Origin of the sequence: Rhodococcus sp. 21391, assembly GCF_016772255.1 — a bacterium.
In the GTDB taxonomy this organism is placed as follows: Bacteria; Actinomycetota; Actinomycetes; order Mycobacteriales; family Mycobacteriaceae; genus Rhodococcus_F; species Rhodococcus_F opacus.
This window is the reverse complement of record NZ_CP063781.1, coordinates 3,752,738-3,773,223: the sequence shown is the minus strand read 5'-3', so window position 1 is coordinate 3,773,223 and position 20,486 is coordinate 3,752,738. Positions and strand designations below refer to the sequence as shown.

General features: G+C 66.7%; 16 protein-coding genes, 1 tRNA gene and 3 pseudogenes. 8 read left to right on the top strand and 12 right to left on the bottom strand.

Features of this window, described 5'->3' with window-relative positions; all coding sequences use genetic code 11:
- Positions 1 to 116: 116 nt before the first annotated feature.
- Entirely contained in the window at positions 117 to 1,544 is a 1,428-nt protein-coding gene (locus GO592_RS17670; protein WP_202714883.1) for a zinc-dependent metalloprotease, read from the bottom strand.
- Positions 1,545 to 1,657: 113 nt separating this feature from the next.
- Between GO592_RS17670 and GO592_RS17665 the strand changes: the two genes are divergently transcribed.
- Positions 1,658 to 2,680, top strand: a complete 1,023-nt coding sequence (locus GO592_RS17665; RefSeq protein ID WP_186301284.1) for a YlbL family protein — start codon at positions 1,658 to 1,660, stop codon at positions 2,678 to 2,680.
- Between the two features lie 4 nt (positions 2,681 to 2,684).
- On the opposite strand, the gene GO592_RS17660 is transcribed toward GO592_RS17665, so the two are convergent.
- Positions 2,685 to 3,296 (bottom strand): PPA1309 family protein, encoded by a 612-nt coding sequence (locus GO592_RS17660; RefSeq protein WP_005240184.1) that lies wholly within the window; start codon positions 3,294 to 3,296, stop codon positions 2,685 to 2,687.
- 154 nt (positions 3,297 to 3,450) lie between these two features.
- On the opposite strand from GO592_RS17660, the gene GO592_RS17655 reads away from it, so the two are divergent.
- Positions 3,451 to 6,429 carry a UPF0182 family protein gene (locus GO592_RS17655; protein WP_202714882.1) on the top strand — a complete coding sequence of 993 codons (2,979 nt, stop codon included), beginning with the start codon at positions 3,451 to 3,453 and terminating at the stop codon, positions 6,427 to 6,429.
- 77 nt (positions 6,430 to 6,506) lie between these two features.
- Here GO592_RS17655 and GO592_RS17650 read toward each other — a convergent pair whose 3' ends face one another.
- Both GO592_RS17650 and GO592_RS17645 read right to left on the bottom strand, forming a co-directional pair.
- Positions 6,507 to 7,061, bottom strand: a complete 555-nt coding sequence (locus GO592_RS17650; protein ID WP_005240188.1) for a transglycosylase family protein — start codon at positions 7,059 to 7,061, stop codon at positions 6,507 to 6,509.
- A gap of 475 nt (positions 7,062 to 7,536) precedes the next feature.
- Positions 7,537 to 7,866: pseudogene (locus tag GO592_RS17645) on the bottom strand (transglycosylase family protein); the annotation flags it as partial.
- A gap of 443 nt (positions 7,867 to 8,309) precedes the next feature.
- Here GO592_RS17645 and GO592_RS17640 point away from each other — a divergent pair.
- Positions 8,310 to 8,386 (top strand) — tRNA-Met (locus GO592_RS17640).
- A gap of 72 nt (positions 8,387 to 8,458) precedes the next feature.
- On the opposite strand, the gene GO592_RS17635 is transcribed toward GO592_RS17640, so the two are convergent.
- From GO592_RS17635 to GO592_RS17625, 3 genes and pseudogenes are all read right to left on the bottom strand, one after another.
- Positions 8,459 to 9,103, bottom strand: a complete 645-nt coding sequence (locus tag GO592_RS17635; RefSeq protein WP_007296778.1) for a GntR family transcriptional regulator — start codon at positions 9,101 to 9,103, stop codon at positions 8,459 to 8,461.
- Positions 9,100 to 9,657, bottom strand: coding sequence for a 2-oxoglutarate and iron-dependent oxygenase domain-containing protein (locus GO592_RS46570; protein ID WP_007296779.1), 558 nt, complete (start codon positions 9,655 to 9,657; stop codon positions 9,100 to 9,102). The genes GO592_RS17635 and GO592_RS46570 overlap by 4 nt, the downstream gene beginning before the upstream one ends.
- A 23-nt stretch (positions 9,658 to 9,680) precedes the next feature.
- Positions 9,681 to 10,318 (bottom strand): annotated as a pseudogene (locus GO592_RS17625) (ABC transporter permease).
- Positions 10,319 to 10,392: 74 nt separating this feature from the next.
- On the opposite strand from GO592_RS17625, the pseudogene GO592_RS17620 reads away from it, so the two are divergent.
- Positions 10,393 to 10,812: pseudogene (locus GO592_RS17620) on the top strand (nitrate ABC transporter substrate-binding protein); the annotation flags it as partial.
- Here the strand turns inward: GO592_RS17620 and GO592_RS17615 are convergent.
- The 5 genes from GO592_RS17615 to GO592_RS17595 all read right to left on the bottom strand — a co-directional run bounded on the left by GO592_RS17615 (position 10,799) and on the right by GO592_RS17595 (position 17,067).
- A complete protein-coding gene (locus GO592_RS17615; RefSeq protein WP_007296781.1) occupies positions 10,799 to 12,433 on the bottom strand; it encodes an acyl-CoA synthetase in 1,635 nt (544 codons plus the stop codon). The pseudogene GO592_RS17620 and the gene GO592_RS17615 sit on opposite strands and share 14 nt — an antisense overlap.
- Positions 12,434 to 12,597: 164 nt before the next feature.
- Entirely contained in the window at positions 12,598 to 13,803 is a 1,206-nt protein-coding gene (locus tag GO592_RS17610) for an acyl-CoA dehydrogenase family protein (protein WP_005572206.1), read from the bottom strand.
- Positions 13,804 to 13,832: 29 nt separating this feature from the next.
- Entirely contained in the window at positions 13,833 to 15,245 is a 1,413-nt protein-coding gene (locus tag GO592_RS17605) for an acyl-CoA dehydrogenase family protein (protein ID WP_007296782.1), read from the bottom strand.
- Between the two features lie 489 nt (positions 15,246 to 15,734).
- On the bottom strand, positions 15,735 to 16,523 hold the full coding sequence (hisN, locus tag GO592_RS17600) for a histidinol-phosphatase (RefSeq protein ID WP_005259619.1): 789 nt from the start codon (positions 16,521 to 16,523) through the stop codon (positions 15,735 to 15,737).
- A 49-nt stretch (positions 16,524 to 16,572) separates the two neighbouring features.
- The gene (locus GO592_RS17595) at positions 16,573 to 17,067 is read right to left on the bottom strand and encodes a beta-class carbonic anhydrase (protein WP_007296783.1); all 495 of its coding nucleotides are present in this window, start codon (positions 17,065 to 17,067) and stop codon (positions 16,573 to 16,575) included.
- A 166-nt stretch (positions 17,068 to 17,233) separates the two neighbouring features.
- Here GO592_RS17595 and prfB point away from each other — a divergent pair, with 166 nt between their 5' ends.
- Genes prfB through ftsE form a run of 4 tightly spaced genes read left to right on the top strand, consistent with a single transcriptional unit; the run spans position 17,234 to position 20,445 of the window.
- Positions 17,234 to 18,340: a peptide chain release factor 2 gene (gene prfB, locus GO592_RS17590; protein ID WP_005259617.1), complete on the top strand. Its 1,107-nt coding sequence runs from the start codon at positions 17,234 to 17,236 to the stop codon at positions 18,338 to 18,340.
- 5 nt (positions 18,341 to 18,345) lie between these two features.
- Complete coding sequence (locus GO592_RS17585; RefSeq protein ID WP_005240218.1) at positions 18,346 to 19,242, top strand: mechanosensitive ion channel family protein; 897 nt, start codon at positions 18,346 to 18,348, stop codon at positions 19,240 to 19,242.
- Positions 19,239 to 19,700 (top strand): hypothetical protein, encoded by a 462-nt coding sequence (locus tag GO592_RS17580; RefSeq protein ID WP_005572214.1) that lies wholly within the window; start codon positions 19,239 to 19,241, stop codon positions 19,698 to 19,700. The genes GO592_RS17585 and GO592_RS17580 overlap by 4 nt, the downstream gene beginning before the upstream one ends.
- Positions 19,701 to 19,755: 55 nt before the next feature.
- Positions 19,756 to 20,445, top strand: coding sequence for a cell division ATP-binding protein FtsE (gene ftsE / locus GO592_RS17575; protein ID WP_005240222.1), 690 nt, complete (start codon positions 19,756 to 19,758; stop codon positions 20,443 to 20,445).
- Positions 20,446 to 20,486 lie beyond the last annotated feature (41 nt).

Below are 20,486 nucleotides of genomic sequence, written 5' to 3'. Positions count from 1 at the left end.
CTGAGGATCGCAGGCCACGACCCGGCATCAGCGCCGAAAACGCGGGTTGTCCACAGGCCGAAACGTGCTTCGACCTGTGGATTTCCCGCTATCGAAAAGTTGGTGGGGTCAGAAGGTCAGGACTCGGGGTCGTCGTCCTTGCCGGACTTGCCGCGCTCGGCCTCCTCGGCCCGCTCGCGGGCCTCGGTTGCCTCCAGTTGTGCCATCGGATTGTCGAAATCGCCGCCGTCGCCGCCTCCGAGCACACGTTCGACGAACGCATCCGGGCTGTCGAGATCGGACGAGTCGGGCAGCAGGTCGGGGTGGGCCCATACGCCGTCACGGGCGTCGATGGTCGACTCGGACGTGAGGCGAGTCCACAGCTGCGCGGCCTCCCGGACCTTGCGGGGACGCAGTTCGAGTCCGACGAGCGTCGCGAACGTCTGTTCGGCGGGTCCGCCGGTCGCACGCCTGCGGCGCAGCGTCTCGCTGAGGGCGGCGACGCCGGGGAGTCGGTCGTTCAGTGCCGACGCGACGACGACCTCGACCCAGCCCTCGACGAGGGCGAGCAGTGTCTCGAGTCGCTCGAGGGCCTGCTTCTGCTCGGGTGTGGTCTGGGGTTCGAATGCGCCCTGCTGCAGGATGTTCTCGAGCTGCGACGGATCGGTCAGCGCGGACGGGTCGAGTCCCTTCGCCATGTCCTCGATGGCCGAGAAATCCATCGTGATGCCGCGGGCGTATTCCTCGACGGTGGCGAGGAGACGCTGACGCAGCCACGGGACGTGGCTGTACAGGCGCTGGTAGGCGGCCTCCCGCGCGGCGAGGAACACGAGGATCTCGCGGTCGGGCTGTTCGAGCCCCTTGCTGAACCGCTCCACCGCGGCGGGAAGCAGTGCGCCCGTGCCTGCCGGACCGAGGGGGAGACCGATGTCGGTGGAGGTGAGCACCTCCTTCGACAACTGGCCCAGGGCCTGGCCGAGCTGGGAGCCGAACGCGAGGCCACCCATCTGGCTCATCATGCCGATCATCGGGCCGGCCATCTGCTGCGCTTCCTCGGGCAGCCCCTGCACCCACATGCCGGACACCTTCTCCGCGACCGGGTCGCACAGCCGTTTCCAGGTGTCGAGGGTGTTGTCGAGCCAGTCGTTGGGCGTCCACGCGACGGTCTTCGTCGCGCCCGCCGGCAGCGTCGTCGCGGCGTCGAGCCACAGTTCCGCGAGCCGTGAGGCATCGGCGATCGCCTCGGAGTTGCCCTGGGTGATGGGCGCGACCGACCCCATCTGCTGGCGCGCGAGTTTCTTCGCGATCTCGTAGTTGACCGGGCCGCTCTGCTCACCGGACCCCATCGACGTGCCCATCCCGCTCAGCATCTGGCCGAACTGGGTCAGCATCTGGCCGAGGGAGGCCGGGTCGAAGCCCCCGGCGGGGAAACCACCCGCCCCGAAACCGAAGTCGCCGGAACCGCCCGCGTTCTTGTCGCGGTCGGGCCCGTTCTGATCCCCCGTGTTCTTGTCACGATCGGGATCGTCGTCGGGTTTGGAGAAGCCGAAGGGCGGATTGCTCATGACTCAACGGTACAAGGCGCATGGTTCGGTGGCTGTCCACCTCGTCACGCTGACGGCGAACACGCGGACGGCCGACAGTCGTGTCCGCGGGTTCGCGCTCTACGCTGGTCCAGGTGAATCGACGGATCGTGACGCTTCTGGCTGCGCTGGCCCCGATCGTGGTACTCGGAATTCTCGGCACGGTGATCACGGTGCCGTACGTGGCCCTCGGGCCGGGACCCACGTTCAACACACTCGGCGAAGTAGGTGGTGAGGAAGTCGTCGCCATCGAGGGAACGGAGGTCGACGACACCACCGGCCACCTCAACATGACGACGGTCGCGGTGCGCGACGACCTCAACGTGTTCGAAGCGTTCGGATTGTGGGCCAGTGGGCGCCAGGGCATCGTCCCCCGCGAGGAGGTCTACCCGCCAGACAAGTCGAAGGACGAGGTCAAGCAGGAGAACGACGCCGACTTCCAGCAGTCGGAGGACAGCGCGGAACTCGCGGCACTCCACTTCCTGGGCAAGCCGGTGGACCTGCGGATCGCCAAAGTCGGTGAGGACGGCCCCTCCCAGGGACTGCTGCGCGAGGGCGACGTGTTGGTGAGTGTCGACGGAAAGCCGGTGTCGACGGTCGGTGGCGTGCAGGCGGCCGTGGCCGATGTGCCCCCGAACACGGAGGTGCCGATCGTGATCCGCCGCGACGGCGCCGAAACGACGGTGCGGGTGGTGCTCGGCGCACGCCCGGACGACGAGTCCAAGGGCTACCTGGGGATCACTCCCGAGGAGATCCCGGACGTCCCGTTCACGATCGACTTCAACCTCGCCGACGTGGGCGGCCCCTCGGCAGGGCTCATGTTCACCCTCGCCGTGATCGACAAACTCAGCCCGGGCGAACTCAACGGCGGCAAGTTCGTCGCCGGCACCGGCACGATCGACTCCGACGGCGACGTCGGGCCCATCGGCGGCATCAAGTACAAGTTGATCGCCGCGGAGGAGGCGGGCGCCGAGACGTTCCTCGTGCCGGCGAAGAACTGCGACGAGGCACGCCAGGGTGCGCCCGACGGGCTGCGGCTGGTGAAGGTCGAGAACCTCGACGGTGCCGTCGATGCGCTCGAGGCCATCGATACCGGAGCCGACGCGCCGCACTGCTGAGCGGTCAGTCCTCCTCGGTCGCGTCGAGGGTGGCGTACAACGCGCTGATGAGATTCGGTGCCAGATCCTCGTAGGTGAGTAGTTCGATCCCGGCGTACGGGTCGGCGTCCTCGTCGGGGCGCAACTGCATCAGGCACAACGACGGTCCGTCGCGCAGCACGGCGGCGATCAACCGGGCGGACCGGCGGTCGGGATGCGACTCGGCCGCGGCCCGCGCGGCGTCGTCGGCGGCGTCGCGATCAGACAGCAGGGGGACGAGCGCGTCGTCGAGATCGGACTCCGCCTCGGGTGGCAGAACGACGATCTCCTGAACGAGTGCGCACCCCACCACGGACTCCGGCCAGCTGGTGGTGGCGAGGAACTCGTCGAGTGCGCGCGACCCGCCGTCGATGTCGTCGGGGAACGGATCCTGTTCCACCGGGGTCAATTCCGCGCCGTCGGCGAGTTGGTCGAGCAGGCTCGGCTCGGCGGCCGCGAGCAGTTCGGTCGGGACGAGTGCGAACATCTGGGGCGGCTGATCCCACCCTCCGGCATCGACGAATTCGACCACCTCGCGCACACAGCGGGCGAGGGCGTCCGTCTCTCGGTTCACATTCTCTTCACTCACGAGACCCATCTTCGCACCCCCGGAACACGACCGACGGCCGCATCTCTCGGTTGTTACGTAGAGTGGGACGAAACGGTCACGCCCTTGCTGTTCGGGCGTGGACGAACGAACGGTGCAGTTGATCGCGGCGCGACAGCGTCGCCGAGTTCTTGGAGTGTGGCACGTGGGCATGCGGCCCCCCGCAGGTTTACCGTCGTTGTCCAAACGCAGCCGAGTGCTGCTGGTGCTGGCGCTTGTCGTCGCCGCCCTGTTGCTGGTGGGCCCTCGGCTCATCAGTACCTACACGGACTGGTTGTGGTTCGGTGAGGTCGGATTCCGTGGTGTGTTCACCACGGTCCTCGTCACCCGTCTGCTCCTCTTCCTCGTAGTCGGGGTCGTGGTCGGCGGAATCGTCTGGCTGGCACTACTGCTCGCCTACCGTTCGCGGCCGGTGTTCGTCCCGGTGTCGGGTCCCAACGATCCGGTGGCGCGGTACCGGACCACGGTGATGACTCGGCTGCGCTTGTTCGGCCTGGCCATTCCGATCGCGGTGGGACTGCTCGCCGGGCTGATCGCCCAGTCCAGCTGGGTGACGGTGCAGTTGTTCGTCAACGGCGGCGCGTTCGGCGTCGCCGATCCCGAATTCGGCCTCGACGTCGGCTTCTACACGTTCGATCTGCCGTTCTACCGTTTCGTCCTCAACTGGCTGTTCGTCGCGGTTCTGCTGGCGTTCTTCGCGAGCCTGGTGACGCACTACATCTTCGGCGGGCTGAAGCTGGCGGGCCGGGGCGGGGCACTGACCAATGCGGCGCGAGTCCAGTTGGCGGTACTCGCGGGAACATTCATTCTTCTCAAGGCCGTCGCGTACTGGTTCGACCGTTATTCGCTGCTGTCGAGCAGCCGCAAGGAACCCACGTTCACCGGTGGTAGCTACACCGACATGAATGCGGTGCTGCAGGCGAAGCTGATCCTGCTGGCCATCGCGGTCATCTGCGCGGGCGCGTTCTTCGCGGCGATCTTCCTCCGTGATCTGCGGATTCCCGCAATGGCGACAGCGCTTCTCGTGCTCTCCTCGATCCTGGTCGGCGCGGTGTGGCCGCTCGTGGTCGAGCAGTTCTCGGTGCGTCCCAACGCCGCCGACAAGGAGAGCGCGTACATCGAGCGGAACATCGCCGCCACGCGGCAGGCGTACGGCATCACCGATGACAAGGTCGAGTACCAGGACTATCAGGGGTACGGAACGAAGCCGCCGCGGGACGTGCCCGCCGACGTCACGACCATCGAGAACACGCGACTGCTCGATCCGAACATCCTGTCGCGGACGTTCACCCAGCAGCAGCAGTTGAAGAACTTCTACGGCTTCCCGCCGACGCTCGACATCGACCGGTACGACATCGACGGGCAGTTGCGTGATTACATCGTCGCGGCCCGCGAGTTGTCGTCCAAGAGCCTGACGGGTAACCAGACGGACTGGATCAACAAGCACACCGTCTACACGCACGGCAATGGACTGGTCGCGGCCCCCGCGAACCGGGTGAACGCCGCTGCCGGCGAGTCCGCCGAGGAAGCCGCGAACAGCAACAGCGGTTACCCCGTCTATATGGTCAGTGACATCGCCTCGCAGGAGGCGGGTACCCAGGTCATCCCGGTCGAGCAGCCGCGCATCTACTACGGCGAGGTCATCGCCGACACGGACGCCGACTACGCGATCGTCGGCGGATCCCAAGGGGCGGATCCGCGGGAGTACGACACGGACACCTCGCGATACACGTACACCGGTTCGGGTGGTGTGCCGATCGGCAACTGGTTCAACCGGCTGGCGTTCGCGGCCAAGTACACCGAGCGCAACATCCTGTTCTCCGGTGCCATCGGTTCGGATTCCAAGATCATCTACAACCGGGACCCGCGGGACCGTGTCACGCACGTCGCCCCGTGGCTGACCGCGGACGGCGACTCGTACCCGGCCGTCGTCGACGGCAAGGTCGTGTGGATCGTGGACGCCTACACCACCCTGCAGGACTACCCGTACGCCCAGCGAAGTTCGCTCGACGGACTCGTCGAGGACAGCATCGACCAGAACACCGGCCGCCTGCTGCCCCGTAAGGAGGTGTCCTACATCCGCAACTCGGTGAAGGCCACCGTCGACGCGTACGACGGCACCGTGAAGCTCTACCAGGTGGACCAGAACGATCCGGTGCTCGATGCGTGGATGGGTGTCTTCCCGGATGCGGTTCAGCCGGCGGATTCGATTCCCGACGAACTGCGTGCGCACTTCCGCTATCCCGAGGACCTGTTCAAGGTGCAGCGCGAGATGCTCGCCAAGTACCACGTGGACGATCCGAAGGAGTTCTTCACCAACAACGCGTTCTGGTCGGTGCCGAGCGATCCCACGATCGACACGAGCGCGAACCAGCCGCCGTACTACGTGCTGGTCGGTGATCCCGAGACCGGGAAACCGTCGTTCAATCTGACCAGTGCGATGGTGGGTTACAGTCGCGAGTTCCTGTCCGCATATCTGTCGGTGAAGTCGGATCCGGAGAATTACGGCAAGTTCACGGTGCTTCAGTTGCCGACGGACACGCAGACCCAGGGCCCGCAGCAGACGCAGAACTCGATGATCTCGGATCCCCGGGTGGCGTCGGAGCGAACCCTGCTCGAGAGATCGAACAAGATTCAGTACGGCAACCTGCTGACCTTGCCGATCGCGGACGGCGGCATCCTCTATGTCGAACCGATGTATACGGAGCGAAGTTCGACGGGCCCGAACACGTCGACGTTCCCGCAGCTGTCCCGAGTGCTGGTGAGCTACCGCGAGCCACCGCCGAGTAACAGTGTGCGTGTCGGGTACGCCCCGACATTGGCGCAGGCGCTCGACCAGGTGTTCGGTGCCGGCACGGGCTCGGTGGCGACGGCACCCAGTGCGGAAGAAGGGACGCCCCCGGAGTCCGGCACCACGCCGCCGGTCGATCAGGGTGCAGCACCGGCGCCGACTGCCCCGGCGACACCGCCTCCCGGCACGGATGTCTCGGCGGCCGTGGCGGAGTTGGACGCGTCGCTCAACGCGTTGACGTCGGCGCAGCGCAGTGGTGACTTCGCGGCCTACGGCGCAGCGCTTGCTCGCGTCCAGAAGGCGGTCGCCGCGTACGAGGCGATCCCGAAGTAGAGGCGCTTCAGCCGCAGACAGAACGAGGCCCTGTCATCCGGAACCGGATGACAGGGCCTCGTCGTACGAGCGGAAGATCAGCGCAGTGCGTCGACCAACTGCGGGTTGGTGTCCACCAGCTGCTGGAACTGCTGTCCGTAGCCGTTCTGCTCGGCGACCTGACGCGCGGCGTCGAGCGCCTGCTGTGCGGCGGGCTGGACCGGGGCGGGTGCCTGAACCTGAGCCGGAGCGGCGGGGGCGGGGGCCGGGGTGGGCTCCGGGGCGGGGGCCGGAGCCTCGGCGACGTCGCCGCCACCGGTGGACAGGTACTGCCCGCACACCGGCCATGCACCCTGGCCCTGGGTCGCGAGAACATTCTCGGCGACGCGGACCTGCTCGGCCTTGCTGGCGTTCGATGCCGAGCCGGTGCCGCCGTTGGCCTCCCAGGTGCTCTGCGAGAACTGCAGGCCGCCGTAGTAGCCGTTTCCGGTGTTGATTCCCCAGTTGCCGCCGCTCTCGCACTGGGCGACGCCGTCCCAGTTGTGGGAAGCGGCGGAGGCGGTGCCGGTGCTCAGTCCGAGCGGGACGGCGACGACGGCTCCGGTGACGGCGATCCAGCCGAGGGCACGCTTGCTGATGCTGTGATTGGTCATGCGGGGTCAATCCTCTCCGCGCTTGCTGGCGTGGCCGGCCTGCGGGCGACGACGTTCGCGTCGTCACGCCGGGCTGCGATTCTGTGCCGCGTCCCTGCCCCTCGAAGGTTTCGGGGATTCCGAACCCGCGGGGCAGAGCTAGCAGCGGCGGGCCGGCTTTCGCCCGGTTGTTTCGGGCCGAGAGCGACCGTACGGGAGCTTTGCCCGCACTTCACCTGGCGAAAATGGTGGACAGCTGTCCGGCGGCGACGGCGAAGTATCGCTGTCTTTGCAGGTCAGAGCGTCTCGATATCGTTTCGGCGTCTATTCGTTACCCCGCTGTTATGTGGTGGGGATCACCACGATTTTGTGCAGCGGCTCACGTCGAAATGGCAGGAAAGCGGGTCCCGGTGGTGTAAGACGAGGACTCGCTATTCAGAAGTGCCCCGCGCGCAGTCGTGCTGCGCGCGGGGCACTTCGAGCAAGGTGCGGATCAGAGGTACTGTCCGCAGACCGGCCAGGCGCCGGGTCCCTGGGTTGCCAGGACGTTCTCGGCGACGCGGATCTGCTCCTCGCGCGATGCGTTGGCCGGCGAGCCGGAGCCGCCGTTCGCTGCCCAGGTGCTGTCGGTGAACTGCAGACCGCCCGAGAAGCCGTTTCCGGTGTCGGCGCCCCAGTTGCCGCTGCTCTCGCACGCTGCGACGGCGTCCCAGTCTCCGGAAGCGGCCGATGCGGTGCCGGTGCTCAGGCCGAGCGGCACTCCGATGACTGCTCCGGTGAGTGCGATTGCGCCCATGGTCCGCTTGACGATGCTGGAATTGGTCATGTGGTTGTTTCCTCTCCGCGCCTGCTGACGAGGTGTTGGTGGTGCGGTAACGGCTGGTGTGCCGACCCGGTGGTCGATCTGTCCTCGTCCCTGCCCCTCGAGGTGTCGGGATTCCGAATCCCGCGGGGGCAGGTCGAGCTGCGGCGGGTCGGCGTTGCCCGGTAGTTTCGGGCTGGCAACGAACGTACGCGGTGATCACGGAATGGTCACGGGTCGATTTTCTGTGACGGGCGTCCAAATACTGGGACGAACGACCGCTGTTTTCCCAGGTCGTCCCCGAAGTTTCAGGTCTCGGCAGCGTTACAGATTTCGCCCGAAATGTGACGAGCGTCATAACATTCAGGTAACGGATGTGACTCGAGTGGTGCTGAAAGGTTGCTATTCGGATGCTTTCCGGGCGATTTGCAATCCGTTCGTTCGCTCGTGTAACTTCGTTCATGCAACGCGGGGTGGAGCAGCTCGGTAGCTCGCTGGGCTCATAACCCAGAGGTCGCAGGTTCAAATCCTGTCCCCGCTACCACTGAAGAACCGGCGTCCTGGAATCCAGGACGCCGGTTCTTTTTTGTCTGCTCGCCCCCGTCGAGGGCGGCTCTCACATCCGCGTCGTTCGTACCAGCAATCCCGCCACATGGGCGCATGCTGCAGCCCGCGCTCCGACCGCGTCACCGGACTCGATGGCGCCGACGATCCGCTCGTGCTCGGTGACGGCCAGTCTCCGATTCAGATCCGCACTCCACATGTCCGACCGGTACAGATGCGATTGCCCGTCCAACCGCAGGAGGGCTTCGCTCAGTGGCTTGTTGCGCGCGGTTTCCCGGATGAGGGTGTGGAATTCGAGGTCGAGCCGTGAATCGCGGCGCTGATCGGCGGGACCGTCCAGCAGCTCACGTTGGACCTGCACCATCTTCTTCAACTGCTGCACCGTCTTGTGGGTGGCGGCGGCAGTCGCATGAAATGCGGCCAGTCCGTCGAGCACCTCGCGGACCTCGAAGACGGCGCGGATCGAGTCCGCGTCGAGAGAATCGACCTTGGCGCCCGCATTGCGGGTGTAGACCGCGATGCCCTCGTAGATGAGTTGCTGCACGGCCTCCCGGACAGGGGTACGGCTGACGTTCAGTTTCGCGGCCAGCGACGGAACGCTGAGTGGCGTACCAGGAGGCAGTTCGCCGGAGAAGATCTGTTCACGAAGAGTGTCGTGAACGGATTCGGTGAGCAGGGCTCGTTCCGTGTGTGTCATCGATCCTTCCGAACCCTTTCCTCGAGGCGGGTCGTGCCTTCGCCGCCCGGCCCGGCTCCTGCGTCGAACTCTATTCGATCGCCGGCGGGAGGGCGCCCCACCGACTGATGCTGCCAGCGGGTGGACAGGACCCGCGCGGCTTCGCGAAGTGCCGCAGTCGGTTTGACGCCCGCTTCAAGCCGGCGACCTTGGCGCGATGTTCTCCGCGACCGTGATCGGCGGATATCCCGGCGCCCCGTCGACGAGAGTCCCGGGAGCGGTTCGATCACGGCGTCGTGGTCTCGGCTCCCACGACGAAGGCTTCGTAGAAGTCGTTCATCCGATTCGAGACTCATGCTCAGGGACTCGGACGCGGGGTCGAGTGCACTGGCCAGCCGGTCGACCGTCGCTCCGGGAATCCGGTGACCGACGATCTGGACGAAACCGACCTCACGGCAGGCGGTGTCGAGTTCCGCCGCCACACGTGCGCATTCGGCACTGTTGTGGGCGCGGGCTCCCTCGGCGAGATACGGCGTGATGTCGACGGTCGGGGCGGTGAACGGGGAAGTGGGCATGACGGCCTTTCGTGAAGGTGTGCTCAGGATTTGTGGCCGCACGAGTGCCAGCTGCCGACGAGCAGTCGGGACAGGATGCCGAACGCGGAGAACACGGCGACACCGGACGCGATCACGATCGCGGCGACGAGATCCTCGGATTGGAGCCGGCTGCGGAACACGTCGAGAAGCGTGCCGATGCCGGGCTCGCCCTTGGCGAAGAACAGGTCTCCGATGATCGTGCCGACCACGACGAGGCCGGACGCGATGCGAATGCCGGTGAGAACGGCGGGCAGTGCCGTCGAAGTTCCAGCTTCACCAGGCGATCTCATCGGGATGCCCGGCCGAGTGTGAACAGGTCGTGGAGGCCGCGGTCGACGGACTGGAGTCCGAAGTGAGTGTTGGTGATGATGGGAAAGGCGGCGATAAGGACGCACACGAGTGTGCGGGCCGCCATCCCGTAACCGAAGCACAGGCCGATCAGCGGGACGCGGGCAGTGACGGCGAGGGCCTCGAGCATCGGGGACGGGTGCTTTCAGTCCAGGAGCGACTGCGTGAGAACGCGATTCGGCGGAGGAAGGAGGAACTGCCGTTCGGGGGAGAGGACGAACCAGCTCACCGCGGACCACAGGGCGAGTGCTCCCGCCGGCGACAGCACGGGAAACTGCAGGCCCGCGGCCATCCTGACCGTTCGCGGCCGCCGCGCCGAGGGGCCGCTCGTGGCCGTGACGGCCGGGGTTCGCGCGCTCGCGACGGGAGGACTCGGGCTACATCTACGCGTCCATCGTCTCCGTCCGCGCGGACAAGGTGGAATCGCTGACGCCGTGCCTGCAGAAGCTGGTGCCGATCATCCAGCAGTCCACCGCCGACTACGTCACCGCTCCCGAGTCCACCAACGAGGCCATCGTGGACGTCGTGTCCCAGGACTCCTCGTTCTCGCCTTATACCGAGGGTGAGGCGGAGTTCAGTGCGACACTGCTGAAGGACGAAGGGCTGATCGCGAACGAGGCCGACGGATCGGTCGGAACGTACGACATGGCGCGAGTGCAGGGGACGGTCGACGAACTGAAACCGATTCTCGTCGCCGGGGGTGCCGCGATCCCGGATCCGCCGACCGCGGAACAGATCTACACGAACCGGTTCACCGATCCCGCGATCGGGATCAGCTCTCCGTGACGTCCATCTCGATCAGGACGCGACGCAGCAACTTGCCCGTCGCGTTGCGGGGAAGTTCTTCGATGAAGATGACCTCGCGGGGCACCTTGTACCGCGCCAGGTTCGACTTGACGTGGGCCTTCAACTCGTCGGCGTCCTTTGCGGATCCCGGGCCGGCTACCACGAAAGCTCGGAGTCGATGGCCGAATTCGGAGTCCTCGACACCGATCACAGCGGCCTCGAGCACGTCCTCCCGGTCGGCGAGCAGGTTCTCGACCTCGAGAGGGTAGACGTTCTCGCCGCCGGACACGATCATGTCGTCGTCCCGGCCGTCCACGAAGAGGAGGCCGTTGCGGTCGAAGTGGCCGACGTCGCCGGTGGACAGCAGACCGTTGATGCGCTCCTTGTCGCGACCGTCGGTGTATCCGGAGAAGCTGAGACCGCTGGCGACGAAGATCCGTCCGACGGTCTCGGGTTCGGTGATCCGCTGACCCGACTCGTCATAGAGTTCCACGTGACAGGTGACGGGTGCCCGCCCCGCGGTGCCCGGCGCCAGCGCAAGGTCGGCCGGAGTCGCGACGGTGGCGACGGCGACTTCGGTGGAGCCGTACAGGTTGTGGAGCACGTCGCCGAAAGCGGCGGTGGTGCGTTTGCAGAGGTCGGGGGAGAGGGCGGACCCGGCCGCGAAGATGATCTTCAGGCTCGACGTGTCGTACTTGGCCAGGGTCTCCGGCCCGAGGTCGATGATGCGCTGCAGCATGGTGGGAACGACGACCAGTGTGTCGCAGCGGTGCTTCTCGACCAGGCGGATCGTGTTCTCCGGATCGAACTTGCGATGCATCACCACGGTCTGGCCCAGTGCCAGTGCGAGTGCGAACTGGGAGACTCCCGTTCCGTGGAACGCGGGGGCCGCCATCATCATCGTCTGCCCGCGTCGCAGCGGAACCCGGTCGAGGAACTGGGCCGACGCGAGCGGCGACGTGTGTCCGCGGGGAGCGCCCTTCGGTGTACCCGTGGTGCCGCTGGTGAGGAGGACGAAACCGCCCTGCGTGGACGGCGCGGGCAGCGAACTGCGGTCTCTGCCCTCCATCACGTCGTCGAGTGTGCGGACCTGGGACGTCGAATCGTCCTCCGCCCAGGAGCGATAGGCGATGACCTCGTCCGGGAGGGCCTCGGCGACCGCGTGGAACTCGTCGTCGTACACGAACGCCTGAACCTGCTCGCGGGCGGCGACGTCGACGAGTTGGGGCCGGGCGAACCCGGTGTTCATCAGCACCAGCTTGGTGCCGTTCTTGGCGGCGGCGAGCATCGTCAGGACCAGGCCGCGATGATTGCGGCACATGCATCCCATGACGGAACCGGGAGTGATGCCGTCGGCCTGCCACGCCCGCACCAGGGCGTTGGACTGCTCCTCGATGTCGGTGTAGGTGAGCGGGCCGCGCTCGTCGATCAGGGCCACCGCATCCAGTCCGGCCTCGGCATTCGCGTGGACGGGCCCGGCGAACGGACCGTACTTCCGCACGGCCAGGATCGATCGGACGCCCTGGTCGACGCGGGGAAAGGGAACGAGGCCTGCGCGGTTCATCACCCGCACAGCTCCCACGGTGTCCGTGATCTTGGTGAGGAAGTGCTGAGCTGGCATGGAGAACCCCTCCGGCTGCAGTGACGGATTTCCCGTCCAGCGTAGATGACGTGAGGGGTCCGGCCGCCCGGTCCGGTGAAGCCGGTCGCTCAGCACGAAGAAGCCCCCGCCGCAGGTGAGTGCGGCGGGGGCTGCACCCCTCGATGAAAGTCCCCCTCGAACTGCTACTTCAGCTCAGCGGACGACTTTCCGAGCAGACGGCGAGCGACGATCAGCTGCTGGATCTGCTGCGTTCCCTCGAAGATGTCGAGGATCTTGGAATCGCGCGCCCACTTCTCGAGCAGCGGGCGCTCCGAGTAGCCCAAGGTGCCGGCAAGTTCGACGGCCTTGAGGGAGATGGCGGTTCCGGTGCGACCGGCCTTCGCTTTCGACATGGATGCTTCGAGAGAGTTCGGCTTCTTGTTGTCCGCCATCCACGTTGCGCGCAGCGCGAGCAGGTAGGCGGCTTCCCAGTCGGCCTCGAGCTGCAGGAACTCGGCGGCGGCCGCGTGCTGGTTGTACGCGGGAGTGTCGTAGGAGATCTCGACACCGGCGTCGGAGAGGATGCTGCGCAGTTCCTCGAGCGCGGCGCGGCCGAGGCCGACCGCCATGCCGGCGACGATCGGACGGGTGTTGTCGAACGTCTGCATGACGCCGGCGAAGCCCTTCTCGACGTTGACCTCCGGCGTGCCGAGCAGGTTGTCCCTGGGGATCCGGCAGTCCTGCAGCAGCAGGACCGCGGTGTCGGACGCCTTGATGCCCAGCTTGTGCTCGAGGCGGGCGACGCTCAGGCCCGGGGCGTCGCGCGGGACGACGAACGACTTGATCGCGGCGCGGCCCTTCGTCTTGTCGACGGTGGCCCACACGACGATGTGCGTGGAGCGCTCGCCGGCCGTGACGAAGATCTTCTCGCCGTTGAGCACGTACTCGTCGCCGTCGAGCACCGCGGTGGTGGTGACGGCGGCGGAGTCGGAACCGAAACCGGGTTCGGTGATGGCCATCGAGGCCCACACCTTGCCGAAACGCTCGAGCTGCTCGTCGGTGGCGACGGCGGCGATGGCCGAGTTGCCGAGGCCCTGGTACGGGATCGCCAGTGTGAGACCCACGTCGCCCCAGCAGGTTTCGATGACGTTCATCAGCGACGACATGTTGCCGCCGTTCACGTTCCCGATGACCTTCGGCTCGTCGCCCCGTCCGAGGGCGGCGCCCGCCGCGCCCTTACCGGAGTCGTTGAGTCCCTCAACCATGGCGGCCATGGTGTCGAGTTCCTTGGGGTAGGCGTGCTCGGCGAGATCGTACTTGCGGGAGATCGGCCGGAAGATTTCCGCGGCGACCTGGTGCGCCTGATTCGCGGAGGCTTTGAGCTTCTTGGGAAGTTCGAGGTTGATCATGACAGTTTCCTTAGTTCGAATCCGGCCGCTCAGATCAGGACGATGCCCTCGGCGACGCCGATGGCGCGCAGATCGCGGTACCAGCGCTCCACGGGATGTTCCTTGGTGTAACCGTGGCCACCGAGCAGCTGAACGCCGTCGAGGCCGATCTGCATGCCCTTCTCGGACGCCAGCTTTCGGGCGAGGGCCGACTCGCGGGCGAAGGAGAGCCCCTGCTCGGCGCGCGAGGCGCCGCGCAACGTCACCAGACGCAGGCCGTCGAGCTCGATGCCGATGTTCGCGACCATGAACGCGACCGCCTGACGGTTGCTGATCGGTTCGCCGAACGCGACCCGCTCGTTGACGTACGGGATCACGTAGTCGAGGACGGCCTGTCCGGTTCCGACCGCGAGCGACGCCCAGCCCAGGCGGGCCAGCCGGATGGCGTCGGCGTATTCGGCCTTCCGCACGTCGGCGTCGGCGTCGCCGAGCAGCCCCGACTCGGGCACGGCGACGTCGGTGAGGTTGAGCCGGCCGAGGCCCGCGGCGCGCAGACCCATGCTCGGGTCCGCCTCGACGACGAGTCCCTTCGTGTCGGCCTCGACGATGAAGAAGGAGGGCTTGCCGTCGAGTTCGGCTGCCACGATGAACAGCTCCGACGAGGCGGCGGCGGGAACGAGGCTCTTGACGCCGTTGAGTTTGTAACCGCTGGGCGAGCGAACCGCCTTGGTCTGCAACGCGAACGGATCGAACAGTGCGCGGGGCTCGGAGACGACCACGGCGGCGTTCGGAACCTGCTCGCCCGTGAACGAGGGCAGGTAGGTCTTCTGCTGGGAGTCGGTGCCCCACTGGGTGAGGGCGACGGCGACGCCGCTCGGCGCGAGGATCGGCAGGGCGAGTCCCATGTCGCCGTGGGCGAGAGCCTCGGCGACGAGGGAGTTGGTGACGGCCCCGCGCTCACTGGCGGCCCCGTCGAGTTCCTCGGGAACATTGATCAGGGTGATGCCGAGTTCGGCGGCGCGCTTCACGAGATCCGCAGGGGCAGCGGCAGCAGCGTCGGCGTCGTGGCCCGCGGGGCGCAGGATCTCGGCCGCGAACTCGCGCACGGTCTCGACTATCATCTGCTGCTCGTCGCTCGGGGTGAGGTCGAAGTAGCCGGCCTTGGCGGTCGGGTTGTCGGGGAGGCGTTTCGGCGCACCGCCGCCGGACACCTTCTGGAACCCGCGGGTCGCGGCGCCGAGCGTCTTGAAGCCGGTCTTCGTGCCTTCGTAGGTCACCCGGTCGATCGTCTGGCGAAGGTTGTACTTCTCGGCCAGATCGGAACCGGTGATCTTGGTCAGCACGCGCATCGCGGCACCCATGGCGTCGCGCTTGACCGGATTCAGTCCGACGGCGGACGTGTCGCGGGGCTTCCGCTTCGCGCTGTCGTTGGGGGCAACAGTGTCTTGCTTGCTCATGATCACCAGCTGTTTCTCGGTGTTCGGGCGTGGACACGATCTATCTTACTCAGGAGTAAGGTGGGTGTCTACTATTGAGTAAGTTCGAGTGCCTGCGACCGTCCGCGGAAGCGTCCCGGCGCATGTTCGGGGAGGAGGTGGCGGCGAGTCCGCTCACCTAGGGCGACACGATGATCGATATCCCCGGATTCGTCGGCTCCGTCACCGCCGGGTCGAGTCGAGGGGCGGCGCGAGCGAGGGCGAAGTCGGCTCGGACCGAGCAGCGGTTTCGCCGTAACCCCAGGTGGGGTCCAGCGACCAGGCAGGATCCCGGACGTGCCCGCGCGTGCGGTGGGCGTGAAGTAGCGGCCCCGGAATCGTCGACGGTGGACGCGGCCAACCGCGGAATCGGGGAGTCTCGGGGCCGAGGAGGGCGGAGGCGGACTCCTCCGCCGGAGTCCTGTCAGAACCCGCTGTCTGAATTGACTCCGACGTCAGTTCGAATTGACTCCGACGTCAGTTCGAGCGCAGACGGGACAGCGCCTCGTCGTGCAGCAGCGTGTTGGTGGCCAGTGCGCTGCCTCCGTGCGGGCCGTCGGCGCCGGCGAGGTTGGTGAAGCGGCCGCCGGCCTCGCGCACCAGGACGTCGAGGGGCGCGAGGTCCCACAGCGACACCTCGGGTTCGGCGGCGATGTCGACGGCGCCCTCGGCGAGCAGGCAGTAGGAGAAGAAGTCACCGAAGCCGCGGACCCGCCACACGTCGTCGGTGAGGGAGAGGAACTGTTCGCGGATGCCCAGTTCCTTCCATCCCGACAGGCTCGAGAACGTGAGGCTGGCCGATCCGAGTCGGTCGACAGCGGAGACGGCGAGGCGAGTGGGCTCCGACCTGTCGAACGTCGACCAGGCGCCCGCGCCCGAAGCGGCCCACCAGCGGCGCGCGAGTGCCGGGGCGCTCACCACGCCGACGGTGGGAACGCCGTCCTCGAGCAACGCGATCAGGGTGGCCCAGATCGGGACGCCGCGGACGAAGTTCTTGGTCCCGTCGATCGGGTCGACCACCCACTGGCGTCCCGTGAACTGAGCGTTGCCGCCGAACTCCTCACCCAGGACGGCGTCGGCGGGCCGCTCGGCTTCCAGCGTCGCGCGCACTGCCCGTTCCACGGCCAGGTCGGCGTCGGTGACCGGTGTGAGGTCGGGCTTGTCGTCGACCGACAGGTCGAGCGCCCCGAATCGCGCCCTGGTGATCGCGTCCGCTTCGTCGGCGATTCGGAGGGCGAGCTGCAGGTCGGCGTGGAGGTCGGTCACGGTCGCACAGATTACTCGTAGTGCTTATTCGTACCGCGCCGGCGCGAACTCAGTCGAACTTCACTTCGGCGAGCTTTCCCGTGGCGACGTCGAAGACGAACCCGCGAAGGGACGTGGTCGCCGTGATGAACGGGCTGGACCGGATGCGGCGCAGCGACTGCCGGACGTCCTCGTCGAGGTCGGAGAACGCCTCGGCCGACCAGGCCGGTTCGATACCGACCTCGTCCTGGATGGACTTCTTGAAGTCGTCGTCCGTGAACGTGAGCATCCCGCAGTCCGTGTGGTGGATGAGGATGATCTCGGTGGTGCCGAGCAGTCGCTGGCTGATCGCGAGCGACCGGATCTCGTCGTCCGTCACCACACCGCCGGCATTGCGGATGACGTGCGACTCACCCTCCTGGATGCCGAGGACCCGGTAGACGTCCAGACGCGCGTCCATGCAGGCGAGGACCGCGACGTGCTTGCTCGGGGGAAGGGGGAGCGGCCCGGTGAATCGGGCGGCGTACTCCTCGTTGTTCTTCAGGTACTGGTCGGTCACGGTCATCGTCGACTCCGTCCGGAATGGCGGCACAAACAAGTGCGTACTCGTGCATGCAACAAGGAGTGCCCGGGGTGCGCAAGGGTTCGACTCGGCGCGATCGGAAGGGGTGACTTCGGCTGGGAAGCAGGGGTGAGAGGGTCCGCGCGCGCACCCGGTAACCTTGGGAACCGTGCATCCCGACGTATCCGCAGACCTCAGCGAGCTCGACACCACCCTCCGTACCGTCGAATCGGTGCTGGACGTGGAGGAGTTGCGCCGCCGCATCGACGAGCTCGAACACCAGGCCGCCGATCCGGAGCTGTGGAACGACCAGGAGCACGCCCAGCAGGTCACCAGCCAGCTCTCGCATTCGCAGGCCGAACTGCGCCGCGTCGAGGAACTGCGGTCGAGGCTCGACGACATGCCGGTGCTCTACGAACTCGCCGAGGACGAGGGCGCGGAGGCCATCGCGGACGTCGACGCCGAGCGGCACAGCCTGCGTGAAGACATCGCCGCGATGGAAGTCAAGACGATGCTCTCCGGCGAGTACGACGAGCGTGATGCGCTGGTCAACATCCGCTCCGGCGCCGGTGGCGTCGACGCCGCCGACTGGGCCGAGATGCTGATGCGCATGTACGTCCGCTGGGCGGAGAAGCACGGCTACGGCGTCGAGGTCTACGACACGTCCTACGCGGAAGAGGCCGGCATCAAGAGCGCGACGTTCGCGGTCAAGGCGCCGTACAGCTACGGAACCCTGTCCGTCGAGATGGGCACGCACCGGCTGGTCCGGATCAGCCCGTTCGACAACCAGGGTCGCCGCCAGACGTCGTTCGCCGAGGTCGAGGTCCTGCCCGTGGTCGAGACCACCGACCACATCGACGTCAACGAGAACGACGTCCGCGTCGACGTGTACCGCTCCTCGGGCCCCGGTGGGCAGTCCGTCAACACCACCGACTCCGCGGTCCGGTTGACGCACATCCCGACCGGCATCGTCGTGACCTGTCAGAACGAGAAGTCGCAGCTACAGAACAAGGTGTCGGCGATGCGCGTCCTGCAGGCCAAGCTGCTCGAGGTCAAGCGCAAGGAGGAGCGTGCCGAGATGGACGCGCTCAAGGGCGACGGCGGCAGTTCCTGGGGCAACCAGATGCGGTCGTACGTGCTGCACCCGTACCAGATGGTCAAGGATCTGCGCACCGAGTACGAGGTCAACAACCCGTCGGCGGTGCTCGACGGTGACATCGACGGATTCCTCGAATCGGGCATCCGCTGGCGGATGCGCGAGAATCAGGCGTCCTGATACCTATGGAAGCGACGGCGGCAATGTTCGCTCCCACCCAGAACCTGCTCGACTGGCTCTCGTCGACGGGGCTTGCGGTGTCGCTCACCGTCCTCGGAGCGATCCTGATGGCGCGATTCGTCAATTGGGGCGGCAGCAAGGTCACCGACCGGATCGACAGCAACTACATGCAGGGCGACGCCCTCGTGCGGTCCGAGGCGACCAAGCACCGGCATTCGGTGGCGCAGGTGATCACCTGGGTGATCATCACCATCATCTACGTCATCGCGACGATGAAGGTGCTGGACCAGCTGAGTCTGCCGATCGGCAGCCTGGTGGCCCCGGCCACCGTGCTCGGTGCGGCGCTCGGTTTCGGCGCGCAGCGCGTGGTGCAGGACATCCTCGCCGGCTTCTTCATCATCACCGAACGGCAGTACGGGTTCGGCGACACCGTGCAGCTCGCGGTGACGGGGTCGTCGGAAGACGCCGAGGGTGTGATCGAGGACGTCACGCTCCGGGTCACCCGGATGCGGAACTCGGACGGTGAGGTCATCACCGTTCCCAACGGCCAGATCGTGAAGGCGATCAACCTGTCCAAGGACTGGGCGCGTGCCGTGATCGACGTTCCCGTCCCGGCGACGTCGGACATCAACCGGGTCAACGAGGTGCTGCACCAGGTCGGTGTCGAGGCCTTCGCGGATCGCGGACTGAAGAAACTACTGCTCGACGAACCGACGGTGATGGGAGTGGAGAGTCTGACGGTCGACGAGGTCAGCGTTCGCGTAGTGGCGCGAACCCTGCCGGGTAAGCAGTTCCAGGTGGGGCGCGCACTGCGCGTGCGGATCGCCACCGCGATGAGACGGCAGGGGATCACTGTCGAACCGGACCTCCAGACGGTCCGGGCAGCGGAGGGCGAGGGATGACCGACGAACCGCGGCGCGGACTGGACCGGATTCTGCACTCGTCGTTCCTTCCCGCGAAGATCTTCGGCGGACGGGTGCGGACGTCGACGCTGGTGCTGTGCATCCTCTGGGTGGTGCTGTACACGCTGTACACGTACCTGAACCCCGTCGAAGAAGTGGTCCAGGGACCCGTCGCGCCGGCTGTCGTGCCCACCCGGGAAGCGCCCCTTCAGGAGACGACGCTGCCGACATCGGAGATCGAGACGACGACCGAGTCGACGTCGGAGACGGTCACGACCACCGAGGCGACGCCCGAGCCGACCCCGCAGGAGACGGCGCCCACGGGGACCAGCCAGGTGACGTCGACCCCGACGTTGCCGTTCGGGATTCCCAACCCGTTTCCGCCTCCGCCCACGGGCACCCCGCCGACCACGTCTTCCGTCCCGACGACGTCGGCGACACCGCCGAGTGGGCGATGAGGTCCGCGCGTCGCTCCATTTGGTCACTGTTCGATAACGTCTAGACTGGCTCCTCGTGATCAGCGTCGAGAATGTGTCGAAGTCGTACAAGACCTCCACGAGGCCCGCCCTGGACAAGGTGAGCGTCGAGGTGGACAAGGGCGAGTTCGTCTTCCTCATCGGCCCGTCGGGCTCGGGAAAGTCGACCTTCATGCGCCTGCTCCTCAAGGAGGAGTCGCCGACGTCGGGTGACATTCACATCGCGGACTTCCACGTCAACAAGCTTTCCGCCCGGCGCGTGCCGAAGCTGCGGCAGAGCATGGGCGTCGTCTTCCAGGACTTCCGGCTCCTGCAGAAGAAGACCGTGTCCGAGAACGTCGCGTTCGCGCTCGAGGTGATCGGGAAGCCGCGCGCGATGATCTCCCGGACCGTGCCCGAGGTGCTCGAGATGGTCGGGTTGTCCGGGAAGGCGGATCGTCTCCCCACCGAACTGTCGGGCGGTGAGCAGCAGCGTGTCGCCATCGCGCGGGCGTTCGTGAACCGGCCGCTGGTGCTGCTGTGCGACGAGCCCACCGGAAACCTGGACCCGGAGACGAGCCAGGACATCATGCTGCTGCTCGAACGGATCAACCGCACCGGAACGACGGTGGTGATGGCCACCCACGACCACCACATCGTCGACTCGATGCGCCGTCGGGTGGTGGAGCTGGACCTCGGCAGAGTGGTGCGCGACGAGGCTCGGGGTGTGTACGGCGTGGGGCGTTAGCCGCCCTCCCTGCACTCCAGCTTCAGTATTGTCCCCAAGTC